Source organism: Lacticaseibacillus pantheris DSM 15945 = JCM 12539 = NBRC 106106 (assembly GCF_001591865.1).
Taxonomy (GTDB): Bacteria; Bacillota; Bacilli; order Lactobacillales; family Lactobacillaceae; genus Lacticaseibacillus; species Lacticaseibacillus pantheris.
This window is the reverse complement of the sequence record NZ_BCVS01000034.1, coordinates 1-21,003: the sequence shown is the minus strand read 5'-3', so window position 1 is coordinate 21,003 and position 21,003 is coordinate 1. Positions and strand designations below refer to the sequence as shown.

The following is a 21,003-nucleotide window of genomic DNA, read 5'->3' as shown; positions in this document are numbered from 1 at the left end:
CCCACTAAGCCGTAACTCACCAACCCGGCCTACGCTGCCGGATACCACTACTGTAGCAACCGCGTCCCCGGGAACGACACCGCCAACCCCGCACGACCAGCCACACCACACTTCCAGTTTAAGCAAACGCGCGCCGACCCTGTGCTAACTGGGCTACGGTCGGCCGCACCTGGGCACTGGCCGCTGGCGATAAGCGTAGCGCCAAGCTATCTGGGTGTGACGCCACCCACCGGGCCATCACCGCCGGGTGCACATCAGCCGCCCAGTAGTAACTTCCCACCATTGAATCCGTCACGCCGGGACACGCGCCAACCGCACCGCGAACCAGATAATCGCCGGTTAACAAATCGTCGTCACTAATGGCGGGTTGAGCAAAGTCGCGGTGTAAGTGTGGAACCCCGTGCGCGATATCCAGTACGTCCTGGACAATCGCGGTAGCCGTCGGTGCCGCCCCCGCACCCTGGCCGTAAAATTGTAAATCACCCACCGACTCGCCGTGCAGCGCGACGAGGTTGAAGTTACCCGGGGTGTGGGCAAAGAGGCTGTCATTCACCACCACGGTTGGGGCGACCACCGCCGCCACGTGATCACCGTGGCGCACGCTCGTCCCCATGAGCTTGAGGGTTAAACCTAGACGTTGTAGGTCCCGGATATCACTTTGCCGCACCCCGTTGATCCCCCACGTGGGTAGTGCAAACTGCGGGTCAACGTTGAACGCAACCGCCGTACTAATACGTAACTTGTTTTGCACGTCTATCCCCGCCACGTCAGCCGTAGGGTCGGCCTCCGCGTAACCCAACTGCTGGGCGGACCGCAGCGCCACCTCAAACTCCACACCCTGGCTAGCCATCTGGTCAAGAATGTAGTTGCTCGTTCCGTTTAGAATCCCGGCCAGGCGATCAAGGCTGTCTACCCGGGCGGCTTGCTCCAAGTTGCGTAGCCAGGGAATACCGCCACCCGTACTGGCCTCGTAATAGAAATGCACGTGGTGCGCCGCAGCCACCTGAGTGAATTCCTGCAGGTAGCGAGCAACCACAGCTTTGTTCGCCGTGACGACATGTTTGCCGTGACGCAGGGCGGCCAGAATGTACTGGTGCGCCGGCTCAACACCGCCAAGTGTCTCCACGACCACATCTAGATGGGAATCGTTGATGATTGCTTCGAAGTCGTCGCTCATTTCGGGTTGAGTGCGCGGGTGCGTGGGCCGCACAAAGATGTGGGTGACCTGTAGCTGCTGTACCTGATGCTGCTGCTGGGCAACCAAACGTCCCACGCCGCCACCAACCGTTCCATACCCTAAAATAGCAATTTGCATAAGCGTCAACCCCAATTCTTTGTTTTTGCTTCGTGAACACTTGTATTTGTTTAATGAACAAAGTATCATAATGGGTATTCGAATGCAAGGGCGCACGCAACGATTAATTCAGGGCAACATCCTGAACGGCTACGGCAACCAAGATTCATCCCCTAGCCCGTCACGTTCGCCAACAAACTGTAATGAAATGAGTGATATTTATGCCATACATCAGCACCCGTGGTGACCACAACGCCGTTAACGCCAAGACCGCAATCAAGCGCGGCACCGCACCGGACGGCGGCCTCTACGTGGATCCCAACATCAGCCAGCACCAACTATTCGCGCCCATGATGGCGGCCACTAGCTACCAAGCGATGGCCCGCATCGTGCTGGCGGCACTCCTGCCTGACTATACCGCGGACGAATTGAGTGCGGCCGTTAGTGCAGCGTACAGCAATACCTTTGACGATCCCGCCATCACACCCGTGCGCGACGTTGACGACCTGCACATCTTGGAGCTGTTCCACGGGCCAACCAGTGCCTTCAAGGACATCGGGCTCCAGCTGCTACCACACATCATGGCCCAAGCACTGAATCCCCAGGAGGATGTCCTGGTACTGGCGGCCACCAGTGGTGACACGGGCAAAGCCGCGTTGGCGGGTTTTCAGGATGTGCCCCATACCCGTATCACCACGTTCTACCCTGACGGCGGCGTCAGCCCCATCCAGGAACGGCAGATGCTCACTGCCGGCGGGTTAAATACTACGGTGGCGGCGATCCAAGGCAACTTTGATGATGCCCAAACCGCCGTGAAGCAAATTCTGAACGATCGTCAACTGGCCGCCACGCTCCGACAAAGCGATAGTAGCGTCACTGCCGCCAACTCCATCAACGTCGGGCGACTCATTCCGCAGGTAGTCTATTACTTCGCCGCGTACCGGCAACTGGTGGACCGGGACGCTATCCGCGCCGGCGAGCTGATCAACTTCACGGTGCCCACCGGCAACTTTGGTGACGTCCTGGCCGGCTACTACGCCAAAATGATGGGGCTGCCGGTCGCCAAATTCGTGGTCGCCACTAACGCTAACAGCGTCGTCGCCGACTTTCTACAAACTGGGCGGTACGACCGTAACCGGCCATTCCTTAAAACGGTGGCGCCCAGCATGGATATCCAGGTTTCAAGCAACCTTGAGCGACTCCTGTACTACAAGAGTGGCGGCGATACCGACCTGGTCACGCGGCTCATGGCCAACCTAGACCGCGACGGCGCCTACACCGTCAGCCCTGAGCTACTGGCCAGCCTGCAGAACGACTTTGTCGCTGCCAGCGCCGACGATGAAGCCGTCGAGGATGCCATTCGCGACGCCTACCAGCAGCACGGTTACCTGATGGATCCACACACGGCGGCGGGGTACGCCGCACAGCAAAGTCTCGCTGGTAACCTGTCCGGTGTGACGGTGTTGCTCAGCACGGCGAGCCCGTACAAGTTTCCCCGCGCAGTAGCGGCCGCCGTCGCTCCCGAGCTACACGGCGACGACTTTGACCTGATGCGCCAACTCGCCGCTAAAACCGGCGTACCTAACCCCAACAACCTCGGCCACCTCGACCGGCTACCCGCCCGCGTGCCGGTGCGGCTAACACCCGACGCGATGCCAGCATTCGTCGAACAACAGGCACTGCAAAACAAACACCAATCCCAGGAGGTCGGTCTATGATTAACGTTAAAGTACCAGCCAGCAGTGCCAACTTGGGCGTCGGCTACGATGTGCTTGGTCTAGCCGTCAATATGTACCTACACGCCAGCTTTGCGACTAGCCCCGACGGTCGTCTCCACATTCACGGTGGTGACGCGCGCTTTCACAACGCCGACAACCTCATTTACCAAGCCTTCCGCTTCGGCGCTCGGCGGCTCCACGCCACGGTGCCACCCCTCACTATCACGACTGACGCGGATATGCCCGCCGCCCGCGGTCTGGGTAGTTCGGCCGCCTGCATCGTGGCCGGACTGGAAGGGGCCAACCAGTTATACCGGGCCCGCTGGTCACGCGACGACCTCCTCGCGATGGCCACGGAGATGGAAGGACACCCCGACAACGTTGCCCCCGCCATCTTTGGCCAGCTGTGTGCCACCATCATGAACGCGGACGGCACCTCGTGCGTTGCCCAGTACGCGCTAAACCCGAACTGGCGCATGGTCGTGCTCATTCCAAACGTCCCCGTCAGCACCAACGCCGCGCGGTCCATCTTGCCGCATACCCTGAGTTACGCGGATGCCAGTTACCAGATGGGCCGGTGCACGTTGATGACGGCAGCCCTTAGCCGGGGGGATGCGGCCATGTTGGGCCACGCGGCCACCGACAAAATGCAGGAACCCTACCGTGCACGGCTAATTCCCGAGTTTGCGGCGGTGCGGCAATTGGCAACGACGCATAACGCGGTCGCACTTATTTCTGGTTCCGGATCCACCATGCTCGCGATTGCCCACGATGCCGCCGATGCGTACGCCATCGCCGCCGTCGCCCGCCAGCAATGGCCGCAATGGCAGGTCCGTGCCGTCCAGCCAGACGCTGCCGGGGTCACCAGTACGGTGGCGGCTCAAGCGGTAGCGGAATAACGCCAACAAAAAATCGCCCACGACTTTACATGCGAGTGCAAAGTTGTGGGCGATTTCGCGTTTGTTTATCTATTTCGTTACTTCGTTCTCCGCCGCGCCCTTCTCCAGGAAGCCCATCAGGTTGGCTAGCGAGAACTCAACCATGTTCCGCACCGCAGTTTCCGTGTAGTAGGCAATGTGGGGACTCAGCACCACGTTGGGCATCTGCATCATTTCGTCCCAAACGGGGTCGTTGAAGCTACCGTGCTGCTCGAGGTTGAGCAGGTCCTGTTCCTCGTATTCAAAGGTGTCGATACCCGCGCCAGCGACTTTGCCTGAACGCAAGTTATCCAGTAACGCCTGCGTGTCGATGAGGTTCCCCCGCGCAGTGTTCACGATGATGACCCGGTCCTTCATCTTGTCAAACGCCGCCGCGTCGATCATGTGCGTGTTCGATGGCAGACCCGGCACGTGGAGGTCAATGATGTCGGATTCCCGCAGCAAAGTGTCCAGGTCAACGTAGTCAATGTCCGTATTCTTAGCTGGGTACGGGTCGTAACCCAGTACTTTGGCGCCAAAGCCCTCAAAAATCTGGATGGCAGCCCGCCCAATCCGGCCAGTACCAATCACCCCAACCGTACAGTCACCGACGTTACGCCCAATATAGTGCATCGCGCCGTTGTAGTCGTTCTCGCGCAGGTGTTGCTCAACCTGACCCATATTACGGATCAGGTGCATGGTCATCGTCACGGCAAACTCAGCAATGGCTTCTGGCGAGTACGCCGGCACGTTGCTGATGCGCACGCCAGCAGCTTTGGCGCCGGCCATATCAATATTGTCCAAGCCAACATTGCGGATGGACAGAAACTTGATGCCTAAATCGGCCATTTTTTGAAACAAAGCGGCACTGTACGGTACCGTCTGCATGCACGTAATGCCATCATAACCAGCTGCTTGGTCCACGTTATCTTCATTCAGCGTCGCGGTAATCTGCTTCAGCTCAATGCCGGTACGTTCAGACCATTCGGTTAAATACGGTGCCTCATCAGGACGGGTACCAAAAGAAACTATTTTCATTAGAATGTGTGCTCCTCTCATCTTTGCGGCGCTATGTACGCCAAAATTCGCAACATTTACTAATAAGGTGACGCCTGGGATAAACACCCATTAATCCTTATACCTCTATTTTACCGGATTAACCCCCTCGCGGGATAGTAAGAAAGCCTTTAATTTGCTGCCACCACGATATTGCCCGACGCTGCCTGACTTAGGCAGCACCCGGTGGCACGGCACGGCCAACGGGACGGGGTTCGTCGCTACGGCGTGGGCCACAGCGCGGACGGCCGTGGGTTGGCCGATAGCTGCGGCCAACTCAGAATACGTTCGCGTTTGACCGCGAGGAATTTGCCGTAACGCCTGCCAAACACGCTGCTGAAACGGCGTACCGTTTTCCACAAAGTTGTCGGGGGACAACGCCACGTCGTCCACAACCATGGCGGTCACAGCCGTAACCAACTTACGCGGTACGTCATGGTCATCAATCGTTACTCCCACTGGCAATCTGAGGAGCTTGTTCACATCCTGCACGTCCTCACCTGGAAAGCCGATGTACGCGACTTTGTTATCATCCACGACCAGTAACCACTGCCCGTTGGGACCGCTAATTTCCGTACTGCGTAAAGTCATGTTGTTCCCTCCTTATGTGACATATCTCTACGGCGCCATGTCCGCCACCATCTTAATACAGTTAATCGCAGAACACATCCAGGCAAGTATTAAGCCCATTAAATTTAACCTAATTTGGTATCGCTATCAACTCTACGTGGTGGCCGAATATGTTAAACTTAAGGTTCTAAATACATCGGAGGTTTTATGGATATGAAAATTTGCGTCTTAGCGGGCGGTCGCAGTACCGAACGCAACGTATCAATCTCTAGTGGTACGCGCATCACGCAAGCACTGCGCGAAGCCGGCCACCAGGCCACCTTTGTCGACCTATTCTTGGGCTACGACATGAGCGGTGTCCAGGACGTTAACGATGTTTTCGGTGATGCCAACCTAATTGACGGCTTGGCAATCAGCGATGCAGTGTTAACCGACGACGACATCAACGCACTACGGACGGACGGGAGCACGCAGCTCTTTGGTCCCGGCGTCCTCGAAATCGCCCAGGCAGCCGATATCGTCTACCTTGCCCTACACGGTGGCGACGGGGAAAACGGTAAGGTGCAGGCCTACTTGGACCTGAACAACATTCGCTACACGGGTAGTGGAGCCCTCGCGTCTGGGTTGACCATGAACAAGGTCTTCAGCAAGCAAATTATGCTGGAGAGCGGCATCCCAACCGCCAAGTTCAAGGAAGCCCTCCGCAAAGACGGCACGCACCAGCAGATGCCGTTCAACTTCCCCATGATTGTGAAGCCAACTAGCGGTGGTTCAAGCGTGGGGATGACCATCGCCCACGACGCCTCGGAGTTAGAGGCTGGTCTCGCGGAGGCCTTCCGCTTTGACCCGAGCGCCATCGTGGAGGAGTTCATTACCGGCCGAGAATTTTCGCTGGGCGTGGTGAACGGTGTGGCCATGCCCGCCATCGAAATCAAGGTCCACGACGGCTGGTACGACTTTGAACACAAGTTCCAACCGGGGCACACCGACTTCGTCACCCCACCGGATGACCTGGACGAAAGCATCCACCAGGAAATGAAGGACGTCGCCCAGGCCACCATGCGCGCCCTAGACCTGCAAAACTACGCGCGGATCGACTTCTTCGTCACACCCGACGACAAAGTCTACGTCATTGAGGCCAACAACTTGCCGGGAATGACGCCACTATCGCTACTACCACAGGAGGCGGAAGCAGCCGGCATCAAGTATTCCGAACTGGTTGATTCCATTGTGCGTGGCAAGATGGATTTGTACGACCAAGGATTAGCAATTTAATTGGTACCACTCGAAAAGCCTCGCGGTTGAACCGCGGGGCTTTTTTCGAGGTTACCGGCTACTCACCGGGCGAGTACTGACGCTCATATTGGGCGACCTGCTTTGTACTCAATCAAATCACTTCATGCAGTGACCTTGGCTAACGGACTAACCAGTGATTCCCCATGCAGAAATTCCTGGTTAGGTACTAAGTCGAAACGGTCAGCCAATTGTTGCAGGTTCTCATCGGTAATTTCATTCAGGATTGAACCGCCCTGTGACTGAATGGCGGTGTAGATAGTAGCCGCCTTTTCAACGGTTTCAATCAAACCAAACGCTTCATCAATGGATTCTCCAGCACCAAAGATTCCGTGATGTGGCCAAAGAACCAACCGGAAGCTGTTCATCTTTTCAGCCGTTGCAGCCCCAATTTCATTCGTACCTGGCGTCATATACGGTAATACACCGATACCCTCAGGGAAAACCACAATCGACTCCGCCTGCATCTTCCACAGAATGCGGCTCAGGCCCTTCTCGTCTAACGGCACCGTGAAACTCATTGCCACTAGATTAGTGGGGTGGCAGTGCATAACCACACGCTGCTTGGGATCTTGCTTCAACCGACTAATGTGCGTCATCAAGTGGGCAGGAAATTCACTAGTAGGTTGACCGCCGTCAGAGAATCCCCACATCAGATCAACGCTGCGCCCATCTTCACGGATTCGAACCAGCCCGGTATCGCGTTCAGGAAAGTCGCGCACGTTCTTAAAGTAACGACCCGTACCCGTAACCAGGAAGTAATCCCCGGCCAGTTCGCTGGCGTCAAACTTAATTGGAATGACCCGCTTTACTTCGTGAACATCCCCATAACCGCGGAGTTCATCTTCCGTCAGCCGACAACTGACATTACCACCGTTACGCTCATCCCAGCCATGGTCATACGATAACCAGGTCACCCGCTTCATTTGCGCAACGTACGGAGAATCAACAAACGCCTGTGTATATTCTGGGTTCAAAAACTCTTGCTTTTCATCAGCCATATTTAGTGTCCTTCTTCCATCAATTAATCAATGACCAGAAACTAGTTCCGCTTGAAAAGGACGTCCTTTTCGTACTGGTGAACATTGTTCGTCCAGTCCATCCCTACAGGTACACCCTGTTTTTCACAATACTTGTCCCAAACGGCTCCGAACGGCATGGACTTCAGCTCCTCGGTTTCAGCCAGACGTGTAGTAAAGTCAAAGTCAAGTTCGGCCTGCTTCAACTGTGCAGTTGGTTCTAGCAAGGCCATCAGCAATGCTTTCTGTGTTGCACGTGTGCCGACAACCCAGGCCGCCACACGGTTAATCGTGGCGTCAAAGTAGTCAGTTCCCAGGTGAATCTTATCCTCGTAACCGTCACGGATAATGCTCCGAGCAATGCGAATCAATGCATCATCCATAATAACTACATGATCAGAGTCCCAACGAACCGGACGGGAAACGTGCATGAACATACCCTTACCACCAAACGGGAAGAACGAAGAGAACTTGTCCGAAACATCCTCGGTTGGGTGGAAGTGTCCGGCATCAATGGTCCAATACTTGCCGCGTGTCAGCGCGTAGTTCTCGTAGAATAGGTGTGAACCAGTAGTGTACGATTCGATCCCCGTTCCGAACAGCTTGCCTTCGAACGATTCGGTCGTGTTCTTTTCGTCAAAGCTGTCCTTTTCAATTTCATCCAATGACTTCAGCAGGCGTTCGCGTGGGCTGCGCTTATCAATAGGGTTGTCCTTAAAGCCATCCGGAATCCAGAAATCATTGATACATTGCGAGCCTAGTTGTTCACCAATATAGTTTGAAATCACCCGCGACCGTTTGCCGTTCTCAATCCAGAAATCGCGAATCTTTTTGTCCGGTGAGGCTAGGGTAAAGTTGTTGACCACCTTGGGGTGTGAGAAGAACGTACCGTTGAAGTCCATTCCGATGCCTTCCTGCTTGGCCCAATCAACCCAGTACTTAAAGTCCTCTGGTTCAAGTTCGTCCAAATCCTTCTTCTTACTGGTAACCGCGTGGAAACCGTGAATCTGGACACGCTGCTTACCAGGAATCAGGGACAACGCTTCGTGAAGATCGCCGGTCAGCTCATCAGGAGTCTTAGCCACACCCGGATAGTTACCGGAAACCCCAATGCCACCAGTTAAATCATGCTCTGGGAACAAGAACCCCTTAACGTCGTCCCCCTGCCAGGCATGGATTGAAATAGGGATTTTAGAGAGACGCTGCATTGCCTTTTCTGTATCAACGCCGAGTTCTGCATAACGTTCCTTTGCGACCTCATATGCCTTATCAACTGATTCTGCTTTAACCATTTTAATTGCTTCCCTTCTAATTTTTGTCTTCTAACCCAAGTGAAACACTTCATCCAAGTCAACCGTTACGGGACTATTATCAGGATTGGTGGACATCAACGGTTCCATGTACGCCCACCACTTCTTGCAAACGTCCGTGTTAGCAATCTCGTTGTACTTATCGACATCCGGCACTTCCAAATACGCGAACAGCTCGCCGTTATCCCGGTTGAGAAAAATGGAGTAGTTAGTTGCGCCGTATTTTTTTAGTGCGGCTTTCATCTCAGGCCATAACTCACTGTGACGCTTTTGATATTCATCATATGAGTCGGCATGTAAAAACATAATTTGCGCAATGCGCTTCATTTTAAACAGCCTCCTTTGCCGTTTTCTGTACACTGTTCAAAAAATCACGATACTTGGTTAAAACACCTTCGTACTTTCCTTGTTCCGGAACATAATGCTTCAGCCCAAAGGAACTCTCAATTAATTTGCGTCCAGCAACCACGTTTTCAAGTTCACCACTAGTAATCATCTGTACAATGATGTTACCAATCGCTGTGGCCTCGCTAGGACCCGCAACCACTTCAACTCCAGCAAGAGTACTAGTTAGCTGGTTCATAAGCTCTACGTTGGACCCGCCGCCTACGATGTTTAACGTGTTGATAGGCTTATTTAAAATTCCGCTCAGCTTACGAATCTCGTTAGCGTAGAACAAAGACAAATTGTCATAGATAGCGCGGGTTAACTCACCCGGCGAGGTGGGCACAAACTGATTAGTTTCACGAGCGTAATCCTGAATAGCGCCAATCATGCTTTTAGGATTGGTAAAGCGATCATCATTAACGTCAATAAATGTTTTGAACGGCTCAACCTGCTCAGCCTGACTGGCCAATTCGTTAAAACTGTACTGATCGTTAAGCTCATGGCGAACGCATTGTAAAATCCATAACCCCATGATGTTTTTGAGGAAACGGTAGGTACCATATGCGCCCCACTCGTTAGTGTAGTTTTCGGCAAAGGCGTCTAAGCCGTTCTCCGGGACGTTCAACTCTGCACCCAGTAATGACCAAGTTCCCGAGCTGAGAAACGCCCAATTGTCGCCCTTACCGGGTGCTCCTACAACCGCGCTGGCCGTATCATGAGTGGCAACCGTGATAACTTCCGTTTCGGGCAAATCATACTTTACGTGCCACTTATGGCTCACGCTGCCCAAGACGGTACCAGCGTCAACTAGGTGTGGAAATTGGTTCTCATTAACATTGACAGACTTAGCCAGATCCTTATCGAACAGTCCCTGCCGCAAATTCAACATCTGCGTTGTGGAGGCATTTGTTTCCTCTGTAACTGCATTGCCCGTCAACACGTAGCCAATGTAGTCCGGAATCATCAGGATTTTATCCGTCCGGGCCAAGTTTTCTTTATCCTCTGTATATAGCTGATAGAGGGTATTGAACGCCTGAAACTGAATCCCGGTTTTTTCATAGATATACTGCTTAGACAATTTGGTCGTCAATGCATTGATAGCCCCCTCAGTCCGCTTGTCACGATAGCTAATGGGATCGTGCAGTTTCTGACCATCATTGCCGACCAAGACGTAATCTACCGCCCAGGTATCAATGCCAAGGTCTACTTGGTTAAAACCCAAGCGTTTAACCTTTTCGAGCCCAGCAAATATTTCGTCAATAATGTGATCAATCTGCCAGTAGTCATGCCCATCAACCTCTTTGAATCCATTCTTAAAGCGGTGTACTTCTTTCAATTCAAGCTGATCATCAACTCTTTTTGCCAACATCAACCGGCCTGATGAAGCTCCAATATCGACAGCAACGTACGCTTTCATATGCTCACCTTCCGTTAAATAAAGAATTATTTAGTTGAACCTGTCTTGGGCAAAACCACATTACCGTTAGGTTCACTATCTAGTCGCTGATTGTCGTGGTGAGCACTATTGGCAGTTTCGCCTTCGACAAAGTCAGGACCGTATTGCTCTAAAGTAATTTCTTCCAGACTCTTGTCCTTGGTTTGCGGCGTCCAAATTGTGCCGATAACTAACGACACTAGCAGTAAACCAATCATGCAAATGCCAGCGACTGTGAACCCTAGCGAATTTAGAACAGTCGGGAATATAATCGACCAGATACCTGCCGAGGCCCGAACAACGAAGAACATGACGCCCTGAGAGCCTGCACGGAACTGGGTCGGGAATAGTTCGGTCGCCCACAATGCGTACCAAGCCTGAGCACCAATCCCTGCGCTTAGGCCCCACAGAATAACGAAGGCCCAGAGGCTCCAGGACTGCTGCATGCCAACAAAAGTCAGAACCACCCATGAAGCAGCAGCCATTGCCGCGCCGGTGAAGAAGAAAATACGGTGGTTAACCTTGTCACCAAACTTAGCAAAGCCGTAGTACGTTGCTAGTGCCGTTAGAATCCAGAGCACTGCCTGCAGAATGTCGGCTGACTTGTTAGAGATTCCACCGGCCGTTTCGTAAACATACGGCATGAAGAAGCCCATCGCTCCGGCAACCAAATTCCAGAACATGTACACCCCAATGAGAAACATCAACCACTTAACAGAGGTATGGTTAGAAAATAGCGTCCGGTATGGGTGTTGCTTGATTCCGCTAGCCTTCGCGCGCGCTTTCTCTTCTTCCCACGCCTTGGATTCACCCAACCCACGCTGTAAATTCCAGGCGATGAAAGCCACAACAGTTAGAAAACCAAAGAGAATCCGGTTGCCCATCAGTCCTAGTGGTGAAAGTAAAACGGCTAGCGTGTAAATTACTGCTGGACCCAATGACCAAGCAAACTGGGAAACACCGATGTTTTTTGCACGAGCATCATCGTTAGATGTTTCGGAAATGTACGTCCAACTTGCTGGAACACCGGCGCCAACTGCTAGACCAGTGACGAGAAATCCAACCAGTAACATGGGAAAATTTATAGCAAACATAACGAGAATAGTACCGACCATGTAAACCAACATGTCATAGGTATAAATAACCTTCCGGCCAAACTTATCTGACAGTGGGCCACCAATCAATGCGCCAAAGGCTGCACCAAAAGCGTTGGCTGATAGTGCACCTAATAATCCAACGGCAAAGCTGTTAAAGCCAAAATGGCTGGTCCAAAGCGTTAACCCGGCGGAACCGGCAACAATACTTCCTGAGTCCAGAAAATTGGTAATTGACACCCGGACTGTGGATTTAAAAGACCCTTCTGCGGCCATATCACAAACCTCCTAATCAATCGTTTTTGTTGTTACTACTTGCTTACAGTTGATATTAAAGCGCTTACAAGATATACTAACAACGACACATGTTCACTACATTAAGGACAAATTCACAGGTGGTGTAATTATGAATCCCGGATTATTAATGCGCTTACAACAACTTTCATCAGTAGAAAAAAAGCAGCTGAAAAGTCAGTCGTTAAATGACGACATTCCTCCTGCTGCTCTTGATTTGGCCGGCATGTATCGCTTAAACCGCCCCGTCTTCAACGACTATTTTTTTAACAACCGTGACGTTTTCGTCAGCAAACACAACCGTTTTGCGCCATACCCACTACACAGTCATCATTTCCTCGAAATCAACTACGTGCTATCTGGTGAAATTCATGAAATTGTTAATGGCGACCCGGTTACACTCAAGAAAGATGACTTACTCCTACTGGATGTTGGTAGTTCACATTCAATTGCTGCTCCCGGTAAGGATGACATCATGATGAACATTCTTTTCCGGGACAAGAACATCTCAATCAATTTGCTAAACCAGATTCAAAGCAAGCAGAGCGAACTGTACAACTTCCTAATCAACAGCGTGCTTAAACCCCAGCAAGCGTCTGGTCAGTACCTGCTTTTTCCTAAGGAGCGTGGCAACGACGACGTTAAGTTAACGGTCGATCGACTGATTGAAGAGTATTACAGTCACCGTTCCTTTGCTGACACTATTATTCAGGCTTATCTCAACATCCTCATTGCCAAGCTCGTGCGTAATTATCGTATTCCGTCAGCGCCAACCACGCCTGCACAAAAACTTGCCATCAAGACGCTGCAAGAAATCCACAGTAATTATCAGGATATCAGCTTAGCGGACATAGCCAAAAAATACTCCTACAACGCCAATTATTTAGGCAATCAATTCCACAAGGAAACGGGCAAAACTTTTAGCCAGGCACTAACATCAGAACGCTTAATCCATGCACGTGAGCTGGTTAGCTCCACACAGTTACCAATTAATGACATCATGCGTGCAGTCGGCATCAGCAATTCCAGTTTCTTTTACCACAAATACAAGGAACAATACGGATGTCTACCCCGTGAAGACCGAGCAAGCAGCTACCATCAGTTGACGTCCATTCTCAGTGACGAGCTTGATTAAAACACCCAGTATCCACTTTGCGCGTACATAAAAAAACGGACGAAATCCTCATTCGCCCGTTTATCAGTACCACGTTAAAAATATTCCTGAACAAACAAATACAGACCCAAAGCAAAGGCCATTACAATAATGACCCGTCGCATAATCGCTGCTGGTATGTATCTCACCAGTACTGGCCCGACATAACCGCCAATGAAGAGACCGATACCGAGGGGTACTACCATGGCCCAGTATATTTTAGTGGTGAACGCATAGACGACAAAGGCCACGAAATTAGCGAGAAACGACGCAAAGTTCTTGATGGCATTGTTAACGGCGAAAGTGAGGTTGTTCGTCGCCATGAGAATGGCCAGCATGATGACCCCCGCTGAAGCGCCAAAGTACCCCGTATATAATCCCACCAAAAACATGGCGCCAGCCGAGACAATCCTGGCGATTAAGGAACGTCCCTGGCGAACAGTGACCGTCTTTGCACTGCTACGCTCAGAAAACAACATAAGGCAGCCAGCAAACAGAATTAAAAAGGGTACAACCCGTTCAAACGACGATGCCGGGGCCAGTACCAGAATAAAGCTCCCCACCACACCCCCGACTAAGGCGATAATCGTTGTTTTAACGGTTACCGATCTGTGCGTGAGCAACTCTCGCGATGAGGATACCGTCGAGCCAACCCCGGTAAATACCAGCGCCGCCGTGTTGGTGACATTGGCATTGACCGGCGGGACCCCTAAGCTTAACAACACCGGATACGATACAATCGATGCCAAGCCCGCCATTGAACTGGTCAAACCCGCCAGTACTCCCGCGACTAGTAAGTACAAATTAATTAGAAATATATGCATGGACGTCGCCTCCAACGATAGCGTTTTCAACGTCGCTTAGTATACACCTTTGTCCAATTCGTACTTTATCTCACTTTCTAGCCGTCATAACAATAAAATAGCGTATGTTCAAGGAACACGCGTATAATAGGCCCCAACAAACATTTTCGGAGGTCTCACTATGTCCAACATCACCCTCATCCCCGCCACCCCACGCTACGCCCAGGACCTATTCAAAGTTGTCGACGCCAACCGCGACTACATCGGGCAGTGGCTTCCGTGGGCCTACACAACCACCACGGTCGATGATGAAATCCAGTTTCTGCGTATGATGGCCGACAAAGAGGCCCTCGGCTCCGTCTACATGCGCGCCATCCAACTCGACGGCGAAATTGTCGGTGCCATTGACCTACATAACGTTACCCGCGAGCACCGCCACGCGGAAATCGGTTATTTTCTGGGCGTTAATGCGTCGGGCAAAGGCGTCATGCACCACGCCCTCGCCCAAATGGAGGACCTGGGCTTCGACCAACTGGGAATGAACAAGATTAACATTTTGGCCGCAACCGATAACTTGCCCAGTCGGCACGTAGCCGAACGGGCCAATTATCACCTCGACGGCGTACTGCGTGAGGATCTCAACGTAAACGGTATCCTGCACGACGCCGCCATTTACTCCAAGTTATACCGTGAATGGTCCGCTGATTAACGTTTCTTGTTAGATTACCTCACCAAAACAATTGTTGTTCCGCCCGCGTTCACCTACAATCGACTTATCAACGAACGCGAGGAGCACAACCAGCAATGAATATCGAATTTCGGTACGCCACCCATGACGACCTACCCGCCATCACGGCAATTTACAACCAGGCAATTCCCACCCGCCAATCGACCGCAGACCTCGAACCCGTGACGGTAGCCAGCAAAGAGGCTTGGTTTGCTGCCTTCGACCATACGAGTCACCCCATCTGGCTATTACTCGCAGATGGCAAAATAGCGGGTTGGGTCAGCCTCCAACAATTTTCCGAACGGTACGCGTATCATCAAACCGCAGAGATTAGCATTTACTTTGACCGCAGCTACCAACATCAACACTTAGGACAGACCGCGCTCGACTTTGTATTCGACCAACTACCCGCGCTCGGTCTCGATACAATCGTTGCCGATGTCTTCCACCACAACACTCCCAGTCAACGGCTGTTTACCCGCAACGGCTTTGAACAGTGGGGCCACCTACCACGCATTGCCCTGATGGACGGGCAGCGTCGTGACCTGGATATCCTCGGCCGCCACTTTGGCAGTAATGCTTAAACGCAAAGGGGTGTATATAAATATTGCCTCCTGGTCGCGCGCCAAAAGGCAACTCCCTAACATACAATGATGGACCAGCAGAAATCCTCAGTGCGGGATTTCCACTGGTCCATCATTGTATACCGAGAGCTGACCGCCTTTTGTCAAAGCCCTCTTTGCTTCTAATCGCTTAACTTAATCGCCTGAACAAACCACTCGCGAAAGCCGTCCACGTCCACATCAACCGCAACGTGCGCGTTAGCCGGCCGGTGCAGGTAATCCTGCAGGTCGATTAGCGACGCACCCGCGGTTAACTCACTGGCCGTATCAATGGCAACGTGCGTGTACTCCTCTGTGAACAAATCGGGCACCAACAGCATCCCCACCGCCAGCGGATCGTAAATCTGCAGGCCCGTTTCAAAGCTACCGCTCCGGAACGCACGGAACAGGTGGTAGAACATGTCGCCCACTGGGCCCAAATCGCGAATCCGTTCCGACATCTCGGGCATGATGGTGGCGGCATTCCCCACGTCTAGTGGCGCGACGTGTAGCTCCACGCCACTTTTGAACACCATACTGGCGGCTTCGGGATCCACGGCAAAGTTGAATTCGGACAGCACGCCAATGTTCCCCCGACCCAAGCTACCGCCCATAATCATGATGCGGTCAATCCGTTCCTTATCCTCGGGGTGCTGCTGCAGAAGCACAGCCACGTCGGTCAGTGGACCAATGGCAATAATGGTGACGGGCTCAGCGCTAGCCTTTATTTCGGCGTGCATGGCTTCAACCCCTGTCGTTGTGGTATCAGCCTGCACAGTGGGCGCCGGAAAATCAAAGCCGTCCATACCGCTTTCACCATGAATATCCGCCGCGTTAATTAACGGGCGCAACAATGGCGTGGCGCTACCGGGCACCACGCGCACGTGACTTTGCCCCAGAAAGGTCAACAATTTCCGGACGTTATTTGTGGCGAGGTGCACGTCGACGTTGCCACTCAACGGCACAATCAAGCGTACATCCAACGTTGGGTCGGCCAGAGCGATGGCGATGGCCACCGCATCATCAATGCCGGGGTCCGTGCTAAATATTACTGGTGTCATGTACATTCCTCCGTGTGTTTAATGCATACCGCTACTTTAGCACACTACCGCCTAGCTACCATGCGCGAACTTCCGGGTATTCAAAAACCGTCTTCCTCACGGCAGACGGTCAGTGAACTAGGTTTTAGCCGCCACCCAGCAAAAAATCAAGGACGTTCATGCCGGCTGCGCTCTGTGCCTGGTAAAGTTCGGTGTACCCGCACTGGTTGCAGGAAATCGTCGTGAACTTCTTGTTCTGGACGTCGAACAATTTAGCAAAGTTGCCTCCGGTTGCTTGGAACTGCCCGCTATTGTAGCTTTGGTTACCACACTTAGGACAGACATACTGGCGTGCTTGCACTTGGTTTGCCATCAGGACCACTCCATTCTGATTGTTATGGTCTAATTATAACAGCTAGATTGAGCTCGCCCCACCGTTAAGTGGGCTAACGATGAACTAATACTGGTCACCATTAAAGATGGAGTTTTTGACAATCACGTAGTCAACCGTCCGCAGACCCATCAGGTTGCGCCCACCCGCGTAGGAGACGGCCGACTGCAGGTCCTCCTGCATCTCCACCAGTGTATTGGCAATCGGCCCCTTCGCCGGGATCAGCATCTTCTTCCCCTCAACGTTGTGGTGGCTGCCCTTTTGGTACGTGGACGCGGAGCCGTAATACTCCTTAAATTCCTGCCCGTCCCGCGTCACTTGTTGGCCCGGCGTCTCGTCATGCCCGGCAAAGAGGGAGCCAATCATGCACATCGTCGCGCCAAAGCGAATCGACTTGGCGATGTCCCCATGCGTACGGATACCACCGTCCGCAATCACCGGCTTGCTAGCGGCCTTGGCGCACCACCGCAGGGCCGCGAGTTGCCAGCCCCCGGTCCCAAAACCAGTCTTGATCTTCGTGATGCACACCTTACCGGGACCAATACCCACTTTGGTGGCGTCCGCCCCCGCGTTTTCCAGGTCGCGGACGGCTTGTGGCGTACCCACATTACCCGCAATCACGAAACTATCCGGTAGTTTATCCTTAATGTGCCCAATCATATCCATAACTACTTGAGCGTGCCCGTGCGCAATGTCGATGGTAATATACTCCGGCACCGCGTTGGCCGCCGCCAGTTCGTCAATGAAGTCAAACTCGGAGTGCTTCACACCGACCGAAATGGAGGCGTACAAACCGTCATCGTGCATCTGTTGGACAAAGTCGCGGCGGGACTCCGGATTAAACCGGTGCATGATGTAAAAATAGCCGTTGGCCGCCAACCACTTGGCCAGCGATTCATCAATAATGGTCTCCATGTTGGCTGGCACCACCGGTATTTTAAACTTACGGGGGCCGAACTGAACGGAGGTGTCAATCTCCTTGCGGCTAGTGACCACACACTTGTTGGGGATCAGCTGAATATCTTCATAATCAAATACGTCGGTTGGCTGCATTATCGTTACCTCCATAAACACGAACATTATCCGTGAATGATTTCTTTATCATTCACACCAAGAGTACAATATAGGCTATTTATACGGTTAAGTCAACCAATTATCACGCTATTCGTTAACATTACGGACATACGTATAAATATTGTTCGACTTAGCGATGGTTATTAGGGTAAACATTAGTTAAGTTACACACATACACGCCACAACTCTAGCAATGTAGTGCTACAATGGCCGTATTAATTACGTCAGGAGTGGTCAGTATGCGTCAATTAAACATATGGTTACGGTCGCGTTGGGCGCCCGTCGCCGGAATTGCCATCATGAGCTTCATCATGATTGTGCCGCAACTGCTGACCGGTAGCGTCATCGTTGGCAGCGACGGTATTTTTCACTTTAACCGCATTTACGACACGGCCAAGCAGATTAGTACGGGTTACTGGAGTTACTGGCAAACCAACTTTGGCTTCCAGCAAAGCGGTCGCGTCGTTAACGCAGTCTACGGCCCGTACTCTGCATATTTAATGGGTGCACTACTCGTAGTATTTCGTAGCTGGTACCACTTCCAGCTTTTTACCACCTTTGCGGTTTACTTAATTGGTGGTTATGGCATGTACCGTCTGGCACGGAGCGCGGGTGCCCGCATGTGGCCGGCATTTGCTACCGCCATTATTTTTATGAATATTGGCTGGTTACCGCGGTGGGGACTCAACCAGAATATGACCGCGCTGGGTGCAGCCCTCCTGCCTTACGCCCTCGCGTGTGGCGTGCACATGGTGCGCCACCGAGAGCAGCCGGTGCAACCCGTCCGTCTAGCGCTCATTATGTCCATTCTGATTGAAACGCACGTTCTCAGCACCATCTTTGCCGTACTCGCGCTAATTCCCTTCTGGATAGTGGCGTGGGTGCGCGCTAACCACCGGCTACGCATGGTGGGTAGAACCGCCGCCGCGGTGGGCATCACCCTGGTGCTCACCGCCAACGTCTGGGGCGCAATGCTGCTGATGTTTAGCACCAATCGGATCGCCTACCCCGCCGCCTTTAGCCTCGCGCAAAACGTGCTCCAAATCGGCGTCGGCCGGGGTAGCCGCAATGAACTCGCCCTCTTTCCGCTCGCCATCATCGCCGGCCAGGTAGTGTTGCTATTGCTACAAAGGCGCCGCACGTCCCGCCTCAATTGGTGCGTTACCGCCATGGGGGTGGCCATCCTGCTCGCGGCCTCGCGCGTGATGCCGTGGGCCCTAATTGGCCGGCTGGTACCAAAGATGTCCCAGATGCTGCAGTTCCCGGTGCGGATGAGCACCATCGCGTTTCCACTCATTTTATGCGGTTTAGCGCTGAGTCTGAGTAACATGGAGTGGTCGCGGGTATCCGTACGGCGCGTAACGTCAACCCTGGTGGTACTAGCAGCCTTGGGGGTAGCGGTACCGAACGTAGCGCGGATGACCATCCGCAGTGTTGACGTACAGCGTAGCCACGTCCTGCGCAGCTTTGGGGCGATGCTACTCCTGAACAGCACACCCAGGGAACTCCGGGCCACCCTGCACAGCAAGCACCCGGGTGCCATTTTAGCGACTGCTGAGAAACACAGTAGCGATTACCTACCCGTGAACGGCCACCAAGGGACGGGCGACCTGAGTCCCGGCTCCATCTATAAACGCGAAATTCTGTTTTATCACCCATACTTCACTTACACGGCCCTGCCTGGAGGCCGCTTGCAGATTAGTTGGCACGAAACTACGGCAGGTTGGCAATCCGTACCGGTCGTGACGTACCACCAGAGCCAGGTGACGGTTAACGGCCACCGACTGATGCAAGAGGAATATTATCGGTCCCGCATCAACGCACCCATCGTGCAATCACGGCGGGGCAAAAACACCATGATCGTCCAGTTCCGGGCGGCTTGGTGGGCGGAACTGTTGCTGTGGGTAGCGCCGCTCGGCTGGCTGGCGCTGGGTGCATGGTGCGGTTGGCGGCGATTACGCAGGCGGCAAAGCGGGGTGAACGCCAAAGTGCAGGCAGATGATATTTAATTTATTGAGTCGGCCCCCTTCAACCAGGTATACTGCCGAATAAATTTTCATAGATGGTGAAATTTAATTAAAGTAGCGTTATCATGCATGGGCGGTCCATGGTTCGTGGATACCACGCTAGTTGAGACTACTAAGAGAAGGCGAGGACTAATCACGCCAAGTAAATCAACGTTATGGCAAAGCATCGTTTCACTAGAGAAATTTGCGAACGGCGATGCCAGCGAGGTCATAATTAAACGTGTTAAGTTATCCAGTCCCCCGATGTACGGTTCCGAGGATGTGAAAAGTATTCGGCGCAAAGTTGGTACAACTCAACGTGTCCTGGCCAGAGTTCTGGCAGTATCGCCACGCACCGTTGAATCGTGGGAAGCGGGCCGATCAACCCCAAATGGTAGTTCACGTAGATTATTAGAGCTACTAGATAGGGACCCCAAAATAATCAATAAACTGCTGGCATAGTTCGTGCATAAAAATAGTGCTGATATTGACCGAAGTAGTCCAGAAATAACCTCAATGGCTGTGAAACTTATTAGACAGGCGCGCTGTCTCCCCGGCAGCGGTTTCCAGTGCGACTTAATGCATGCGCTCGTGATCCACGTTACCAAAATTGTTGTCAACGCTTATGGAAGGGGACGTCAAAAGCTGTGATTACTACAGTAACGGCAGGCCCGGTGAGCGGAGGCGTGTGGGGTCGGAGTGGTAACCATTGCCAGGGGGCACCGCCGTAGGTTTACTTCCAGTTGGTGCTTTAGCACCCTACTGGGAGTTAATTCGCAGGACTGGCGCAGCCAGCCCAAGGGCGGAGCGACGTACGGCG

20 protein-coding genes are annotated in these 21,003 nt (G+C 52.8%); 8 read left to right on the top strand and 12 right to left on the bottom strand.

Going from position 1 to position 21,003, the window contains the following annotated elements:
* Positions 1–118 precede the first annotated feature (118 nt).
* Complete coding sequence (locus LPA02S_RS05270) at positions 119–1,315, bottom strand: homoserine dehydrogenase (RefSeq protein ID WP_054648315.1); 1,197 nt, start codon at positions 1,313–1,315, stop codon at positions 119–121.
* 200 nt (positions 1,316–1,515) lie between these two features.
* Here LPA02S_RS05270 and thrC point away from each other — a divergent pair, with 200 nt between their 5' ends.
* Together thrC and thrB are read left to right on the top strand one after the other, a co-directional pair.
* Positions 1,516–3,012 (top strand): threonine synthase, encoded by a 1,497-nt coding sequence (gene thrC, locus LPA02S_RS05265; RefSeq protein WP_056956212.1) that lies wholly within the window; start codon positions 1,516–1,518, stop codon positions 3,010–3,012.
* Positions 3,009–3,911 carry a homoserine kinase gene (thrB, locus tag LPA02S_RS05260; RefSeq protein ID WP_056956213.1) on the top strand — a complete coding sequence of 301 codons (903 nt, stop codon included), beginning with the start codon at positions 3,009–3,011 and terminating at the stop codon, positions 3,909–3,911. Before thrC ends, thrB begins: the two co-directional genes overlap by 4 nt.
* A 69-nt stretch (positions 3,912–3,980) precedes the next feature.
* Here the strand turns inward: thrB and LPA02S_RS05255 are convergent, their stop codons facing one another.
* Positions 3,981–4,967 (bottom strand): D-2-hydroxyacid dehydrogenase, encoded by a 987-nt coding sequence (locus LPA02S_RS05255; protein WP_056956214.1) that lies wholly within the window; start codon positions 4,965–4,967, stop codon positions 3,981–3,983.
* Between the two features lie 105 nt (positions 4,968–5,072).
* The gene (locus tag LPA02S_RS11770; protein WP_054648321.1) at positions 5,073–5,576 is read right to left on the bottom strand and encodes a methylated-DNA--[protein]-cysteine S-methyltransferase; all 504 of its coding nucleotides are present in this window, start codon (positions 5,574–5,576) and stop codon (positions 5,073–5,075) included.
* Positions 5,577–5,768: 192 nt separating this feature from the next.
* Between LPA02S_RS11770 and LPA02S_RS05240 the strand changes: the two genes are divergently transcribed.
* The gene (locus LPA02S_RS05240; RefSeq protein ID WP_056956215.1) at positions 5,769–6,830 is read left to right on the top strand and encodes a D-alanine--D-alanine ligase family protein; all 1,062 of its coding nucleotides are present in this window, start codon (positions 5,769–5,771) and stop codon (positions 6,828–6,830) included.
* Positions 6,831–6,952: 122 nt separating this feature from the next.
* Here the strand turns inward: LPA02S_RS05240 and rhaD are convergent, their stop codons facing one another.
* The 5 genes from rhaD to LPA02S_RS05215 are packed head-to-tail and all read right to left on the bottom strand — an operon-like array spanning position 6,953 to position 12,369.
* Positions 6,953–7,849, bottom strand: coding sequence for a rhamnulose-1-phosphate aldolase (rhaD, locus tag LPA02S_RS05235; RefSeq protein WP_054648325.1), 897 nt, complete (start codon positions 7,847–7,849; stop codon positions 6,953–6,955).
* A gap of 41 nt (positions 7,850–7,890) precedes the next feature.
* Positions 7,891–9,159 carry an L-rhamnose isomerase gene (locus tag LPA02S_RS05230; RefSeq protein WP_054648327.1) on the bottom strand — a complete coding sequence of 423 codons (1,269 nt, stop codon included), beginning with the start codon at positions 9,157–9,159 and terminating at the stop codon, positions 7,891–7,893.
* Positions 9,160–9,189: 30 nt separating this feature from the next.
* The gene (gene rhaM / locus LPA02S_RS05225; protein WP_056956216.1) at positions 9,190–9,504 is read right to left on the bottom strand and encodes an L-rhamnose mutarotase; all 315 of its coding nucleotides are present in this window, start codon (positions 9,502–9,504) and stop codon (positions 9,190–9,192) included.
* 1 nt (position 9,505) lies between these two features.
* Positions 9,506–10,981, bottom strand: a complete 1,476-nt coding sequence (gene rhaB / locus LPA02S_RS05220) for a rhamnulokinase (RefSeq protein WP_056956217.1) — start codon at positions 10,979–10,981, stop codon at positions 9,506–9,508.
* A gap of 26 nt (positions 10,982–11,007) precedes the next feature.
* Positions 11,008–12,369: an MFS transporter gene (locus LPA02S_RS05215; protein WP_082607809.1), complete on the bottom strand. Its 1,362-nt coding sequence runs from the start codon at positions 12,367–12,369 to the stop codon at positions 11,008–11,010.
* A gap of 130 nt (positions 12,370–12,499) precedes the next feature.
* Here LPA02S_RS05215 and LPA02S_RS05210 point away from each other — a divergent pair, with 130 nt between their 5' ends.
* Positions 12,500–13,522: an AraC family transcriptional regulator gene (locus tag LPA02S_RS05210; RefSeq protein WP_056956219.1), complete on the top strand. Its 1,023-nt coding sequence runs from the start codon at positions 12,500–12,502 to the stop codon at positions 13,520–13,522.
* A gap of 74 nt (positions 13,523–13,596) precedes the next feature.
* Here the strand turns inward: LPA02S_RS05210 and LPA02S_RS05205 are convergent, their stop codons facing one another.
* Positions 13,597–14,364: a sulfite exporter TauE/SafE family protein gene (locus tag LPA02S_RS05205; RefSeq protein ID WP_054648329.1), complete on the bottom strand. Its 768-nt coding sequence runs from the start codon at positions 14,362–14,364 to the stop codon at positions 13,597–13,599.
* A gap of 160 nt (positions 14,365–14,524) precedes the next feature.
* Here LPA02S_RS05205 and LPA02S_RS05200 point away from each other — a divergent pair, with 160 nt between their 5' ends.
* A complete protein-coding gene (locus LPA02S_RS05200; RefSeq protein ID WP_054648331.1) occupies positions 14,525–15,052 on the top strand; it encodes a GNAT family N-acetyltransferase in 528 nt (175 codons plus the stop codon).
* A 95-nt stretch (positions 15,053–15,147) separates the two neighbouring features.
* Positions 15,148–15,654, top strand: coding sequence for a GNAT family N-acetyltransferase (locus LPA02S_RS05195; RefSeq protein WP_056956221.1), 507 nt, complete (start codon positions 15,148–15,150; stop codon positions 15,652–15,654).
* 161 nt (positions 15,655–15,815) lie between these two features.
* On the opposite strand, the gene LPA02S_RS05190 is transcribed toward LPA02S_RS05195, so the two are convergent.
* The 3 genes from LPA02S_RS05190 to LPA02S_RS05180 all read right to left on the bottom strand — a co-directional run bounded on the left by LPA02S_RS05190 (position 15,816) and on the right by LPA02S_RS05180 (position 18,156).
* Complete coding sequence (locus LPA02S_RS05190; protein ID WP_054648333.1) at positions 15,816–16,739, bottom strand: nucleoside hydrolase; 924 nt, start codon at positions 16,737–16,739, stop codon at positions 15,816–15,818.
* Positions 16,740–16,857: 118 nt separating this feature from the next.
* Entirely contained in the window at positions 16,858–17,085 is a 228-nt protein-coding gene (locus LPA02S_RS05185) for a zinc ribbon domain-containing protein (RefSeq protein ID WP_056956223.1), read from the bottom strand.
* Positions 17,086–17,169: 84 nt separating this feature from the next.
* A complete protein-coding gene (locus LPA02S_RS05180) occupies positions 17,170–18,156 on the bottom strand; it encodes a GMP reductase (protein WP_054648335.1) in 987 nt (328 codons plus the stop codon).
* 260 nt (positions 18,157–18,416) lie between these two features.
* On the opposite strand from LPA02S_RS05180, the gene LPA02S_RS05175 reads away from it, so the two are divergent.
* Both LPA02S_RS05175 and LPA02S_RS11930 read left to right on the top strand, forming a co-directional pair.
* Entirely contained in the window at positions 18,417–20,186 is a 1,770-nt protein-coding gene (locus tag LPA02S_RS05175; protein ID WP_056956225.1) for a hypothetical protein, read from the top strand.
* A gap of 87 nt (positions 20,187–20,273) precedes the next feature.
* Positions 20,274–20,645 carry a helix-turn-helix domain-containing protein gene (locus LPA02S_RS11930; protein ID WP_156301950.1) on the top strand — a complete coding sequence of 124 codons (372 nt, stop codon included), beginning with the start codon at positions 20,274–20,276 and terminating at the stop codon, positions 20,643–20,645.
* Positions 20,646–21,003: the final 358 nt, after the last annotated feature.

Bases quoted from the DNA above. Each gene is read 5' to 3' on its own strand.
- thrB (WP_056956213.1), top strand. From the start codon at position 3,009: ATGATTAACGTTAAAGTACCAGCCAGCAGTGCCAACTTGGGCGTCGGC.
- LPA02S_RS05205 (WP_054648329.1), bottom strand. From the start codon at position 14,364: ATGCATATATTTCTAATTAATTTGTACTTACTAGTCGCGGGAGTACTG.
- LPA02S_RS11930 (WP_156301950.1), top strand. From the start codon at position 20,274: ATGGGCGGTCCATGGTTCGTGGATACCACGCTAGTTGAGACTACTAAG.
- LPA02S_RS05175 (WP_056956225.1), top strand. From the start codon at position 18,417: ATGCGTCAATTAAACATATGGTTACGGTCGCGTTGGGCGCCCGTCGCC.
- LPA02S_RS05255 (WP_056956214.1), bottom strand. From the start codon at position 4,967: ATGAAAATAGTTTCTTTTGGTACCCGTCCTGATGAGGCACCGTATTTA.
- thrC (WP_056956212.1), top strand. From the start codon at position 1,516: ATGCCATACATCAGCACCCGTGGTGACCACAACGCCGTTAACGCCAAG.
- LPA02S_RS05270 (WP_054648315.1), bottom strand. From the start codon at position 1,315: ATGCAAATTGCTATTTTAGGGTATGGAACGGTTGGTGGCGGCGTGGGA.
- LPA02S_RS05185 (WP_056956223.1), bottom strand. From the start codon at position 17,085: ATGGCAAACCAAGTGCAAGCACGCCAGTATGTCTGTCCTAAGTGTGGT.
- rhaM (WP_056956216.1), bottom strand. From the start codon at position 9,504: ATGAAGCGCATTGCGCAAATTATGTTTTTACATGCCGACTCATATGAT.
- LPA02S_RS05210 (WP_056956219.1), top strand. From the start codon at position 12,500: ATGAATCCCGGATTATTAATGCGCTTACAACAACTTTCATCAGTAGAA.
- LPA02S_RS05180 (WP_054648335.1), bottom strand. From the start codon at position 18,156: ATGCAGCCAACCGACGTATTTGATTATGAAGATATTCAGCTGATCCCC.
- rhaD (WP_054648325.1), bottom strand. From the start codon at position 7,849: ATGGCTGATGAAAAGCAAGAGTTTTTGAACCCAGAATATACACAGGCG.
- LPA02S_RS05200 (WP_054648331.1), top strand. From the start codon at position 14,525: ATGTCCAACATCACCCTCATCCCCGCCACCCCACGCTACGCCCAGGAC.
- LPA02S_RS05230 (WP_054648327.1), bottom strand. From the start codon at position 9,159: ATGGTTAAAGCAGAATCAGTTGATAAGGCATATGAGGTCGCAAAGGAA.
- LPA02S_RS05195 (WP_056956221.1), top strand. From the start codon at position 15,148: ATGAATATCGAATTTCGGTACGCCACCCATGACGACCTACCCGCCATC.
- LPA02S_RS11770 (WP_054648321.1), bottom strand. From the start codon at position 5,576: ATGACTTTACGCAGTACGGAAATTAGCGGTCCCAACGGGCAGTGGTTA.
- rhaB (WP_056956217.1), bottom strand. From the start codon at position 10,981: ATGAAAGCGTACGTTGCTGTCGATATTGGAGCTTCATCAGGCCGGTTG.
- LPA02S_RS05215 (WP_082607809.1), bottom strand. From the start codon at position 12,369: ATGGCCGCAGAAGGGTCTTTTAAATCCACAGTCCGGGTGTCAATTACC.
- LPA02S_RS05240 (WP_056956215.1), top strand. From the start codon at position 5,769: ATGAAAATTTGCGTCTTAGCGGGCGGTCGCAGTACCGAACGCAACGTA.
- LPA02S_RS05190 (WP_054648333.1), bottom strand. From the start codon at position 16,739: ATGTACATGACACCAGTAATATTTAGCACGGACCCCGGCATTGATGAT.